The following is a 3,860-nucleotide window of genomic DNA, read 5'->3' on the forward strand; positions in this document are numbered from 1 at the left end:
TTCAACCTGCCGAAGCTTCGATACGATCTCTTCGGGCTTTTCTCGTTTCCCAGCCATCGCTGATCCTCCAATTTGCGGGACAATCTATCCCAGTTGGTGCACCACTTTCAGGGGGCTACTCCACCTTGGAGTCCTCGTTTATGAGTTAGCTCTGTTCAGGTTTTGGTCTTTCTCTGACCGATTAGCATACTCCCACGGTGTCAGGCCAGCGAGGCTGGAGTGCGGGCGGTGGTGGTTGACGTCGGTGCGCCATGCCGCCACCAAATTGCGGGCATGGCGCAGGGTGTCGAACAGGTGCTCGTTCAGAAGTTCATCGCGCATTCGACCATTGAACGATTCAACGAACCCATTCTGCATGAGTTTGCCCGGGGCTATGTAGTGCCACTCGACTTTGCGGTCTTCTTGCCACTTCAGGATCGCGTTCGAGGTGAGCTCCCTTCCATTGTCTGAGACCACCATGCACGGGTATCCCCTCATCTCGGCGATCCGTTCCAGTTCGCGGGCGACACGGATGCCAGACAGTGATGTGGCGACGACGGCCGCCAGACATTCCCTGCTGAAGTCGTCGATCACGTTCAAGATGCGGGACCGACGACCGCAGGACAAACTGTCAGACACAAAGTCAAGGCTCCATCGCTGGTTCGGTCCCTGCGGGATCGCCATGGGCGCCCTGGTGCAGAGAGCTCTTTTCCCGCCGCCCCGCTTGCGCACGGTGAGCCCCTCTTCCTTGTAGATCCTGGAGAGTCTCTTCCAGTTCACGGCCCAACCCTCGCGCCTCAATAGGATGTCCAGCCGTCGATAGCCAAACCGACGTCGTTCAGACGACAGCTCGCGCAGCCGCGCACGCAGATCCGTGTCCTCCGGCCTATCCAGTTGGCGCCAATAGACGCGCGGATCGATCCCGGCGAGGGTGCAGGCCCGCTGTTGCGTGTAGCTCTTTTCCTTCGTGGCCCAGTCCACAGCTCTTCGCCTCGAACCGGGCCTCAGAAGCTTTTTCCCAGCATCTCCTTCAGTGTCGACACATCCATCATCTGCTCAGCCAGCAGTTTCTTCAGCTTGGCGTTTTCAGCCACAAGGGACTTCAACTTCTTGGCGTCCGACACTCCCATGCCGCCATACTTCGACCTCCACTTGTAGAATGTCGCGTCACTGATCCCATGCTTGCGGCAGAGCTTCTTCGCACCAAGACCCGCCTGGCGCTCCTTCAAAATGCCAATGATCTGCTCTTCGCTGAAACGGCTCTTTCTCATCGTCTGTCTCCTCAGTTGAAGGACAGACTAACTTCAAAGCGCGGACTTTTCAGGGGAGCAGGTCAATCTGTTAGGCATATATTAACCTCGGTTGCCTTGAATGTAGGTGAAACATAGAGTTGCTAAGAGGCACAAATGGCTCCAGAATTGGCCTTTCAAATTGTCGCGCAGGTCGCGTTGGACACAGCTGAGCGCAATAGAGAGGTGAGGGCTTTTTCTGCTATAAACTATGAAGACTTATTGCGGACGTTGAGCTGGTCCAGTGGTGTACCGTACACTGTTCTACATGAACGATTGCGCTCCAGCGTAAACATACTTACGATAAAAGAAAGAACGTTGTACAATAAAGAACCTACTATAAAGTAGTTGTCGAAAAGTAGTCTCATGAAGTCTCTTCGTTCCATTTTTGGCCCACCTATCGATAATAACATGGACGATAGCGAAAAGTCATCTCAGTAAAACGATAGTATGGCCTGCTACTCGTTTCGTAAACACTCAGAAAGGGTTTTTCCGAAACTGGTAGCAGGCTATTAACCACCTAAAATCACGAGACAAAATATGATAACTTAGGAAAGTGGTCGACACTGCGGCGGAGCAAAAACCAATCCTAATCTCTATACCTACAGTTCAGATTAGAAGAACTCGATATAGTCAGACTGGCCAAAAGTTCCATATTCCACCTCTGCCAATACAATTCCACCAAGGGAGGTATCAACGATGTTCAAATCATCGAGAAAACGCACAACTGTTGCCGAGCCATTGGCATATGGCATTAGCTCTATCCCCTGATATTGTCCATCAAAACCATTTTGGTTGAAGACCAATTTATCCGCACCGACTGTGAAGTCCGTCACTTGGTCAAGTTGACCATCGAAACTATCGAAGTAGAAAGCGTCGTCTCCAAGGCCTCCAATGAGGTTGTCCGCACCAGCGCCACTGTTAAGCGTGTCGTTACCTTCCCCACCGCTGAGCGTGTCAGAACCCCAACCACCGATCAACTCGTCGGCACCAGAACCGCCATCGAGAAGATCATTGTTTGCGCCTCCAATCAAAAGGTCCGCGCCCGCGCCACCATCCATAACATCAGCGCCGTTCTCGCCAAAAAGTGTATCATTCCCAACCCCTCCTACGAGCAAGTCATCACCATTTTGTCCGTGCAAAAGATCATCGCCCAAGTCACCGCCGATTAAATCTGCACCATCGCCCCCAACTATAAAATCGTTTCCGGCGCCTCCTTCGAGACCATCATCGCCGTCGTAGCCAAGAATTGTGTCAGCGCCAGCGCCACCATATGCACTATCTGCACCATCTCCTCCATCAATGACGTCAGAACCGTCTCCACCGTTGAGACTATCATTGCCCCCACTTCCAAGCAGGGTGTCATCTCCATCGCCACCGACAACGTGATCATCACCACCTTCACCAATCAAGACATCATTCCCACCGAAGCCCTCCATGAAATCCGGCGAGTCAAATCCAAACTCCAAATCATCATCAGCGCTTCCAATAATCTGAACATAAGCATCGGCGGGAGAACCTCCCGCTCCAGGTGAGGATGGGTCTGTCTCTTCCGGCGCAACGGGAGTACCCGCGTCGCCAAGCGGATCATCATGAGCGGCAAACGTGAGGGAAACGTTGTCTACCAATGCTTCCACAACATTGCCAAATGCCGAACCTATCGTTAATAGATCACCATCGTTCAGAGCAATTGAGCCTGTGGCTACGACCGATGCTACTATGTTGCCGTCTGAATGCATTGTAAATAGACCTAGGTTTTCTTGATATTCAAAGCTGAGAGAACGAACTGATCCTCCCACAACGGTATTCGGCTCGCTTCGCACTGAATAACTCCCATCGGAAGTCCAGAACTGAAGCGCAATCGCTCCGTTAGAGTTAACTTTCGCTTCAAATATCTCTGAAACACTTACAAGACGACCATTTCGACCCGCATCAGAAAGAAAGAGATCCATAGAAAATTTGAAACCATCTAACTGAGTATCCTGTTCGATCTGCAAATCAATAGTCAATGGGCTGCTGTCACGGATTTGATAGTAGTTCGAACCACTTAAATTGACGATACTATCAGAGTCGAAGCCATGAACAATATCGCTATCAATGGGTGCACCGTTCATATTCCCTTCAAAATCAAGCCAAAGTGATGAAACCAAATGGTCGTCGCCTGCAGGCGACACTGGCTCAGGAACAGGTTCAGGCTGCGGATCAGGTTCGGGCTGTACGCCTCCATCATCCGTCGTTAGCGCGCCAGGCTGTGAAGCACTCGCCCCGGCGCCAATAAGTGTGCTGCCGGGAAGCAATTGCCAGCCGTTGGGGCCGATATCACCGCCATTGGCCGCGTTCACGAAGTGATCGCCAACATAGTTGGGATCGGCCGGGTCATAAGAAATTATCTCATTACCGTCTAGAATATTTGCCTCATCAGAGAGAATTCGAGTCGTTATGTTTTGAGAAATTGTTCCGTCGCTTACCCCTTCCAGGCGGATGCGCGGCGCAAAGGAGGTGTCGCCGTCGGCCTTGATCGTGACCGCGTCCTGGTTCCACAGCAAGGTGTTGCCTTCCACCAGCACGCCGTTGGCGCCTTCGACGCCGATG

Annotated in this window: 2 protein-coding genes; both read right to left on the minus strand. The window is 52.0% G+C overall.

Features of this window, described 5'->3' with window-relative positions; translation table 11 throughout:
* Nucleotides 1–138: 138 nt before the first annotated feature.
* A protein-coding gene (locus V8J83_RS19025) for an IS3 family transposase (protein WP_339988114.1) occupies nucleotides 139–1,250 on the minus strand; the annotation gives its coding sequence in 2 pieces (ribosomal slippage) (nucleotides 139–1,001 and nucleotides 1,001–1,250; 1,113 coding nt in all).
* A 632-nt stretch (nucleotides 1,251–1,882) separates the two neighbouring features.
* Nucleotides 1,883–3,860, minus strand: a 1,978-nt coding sequence (locus V8J83_RS19030; protein WP_339988115.1) for a calcium-binding protein, incomplete at its 5' end; no start/stop codon positions are given.

Source organism: Gymnodinialimonas ulvae (assembly GCF_037543845.1).
Taxonomy (GTDB): Bacteria; Pseudomonadota; Alphaproteobacteria; order Rhodobacterales; family Rhodobacteraceae; genus Gymnodinialimonas; species Gymnodinialimonas ulvae.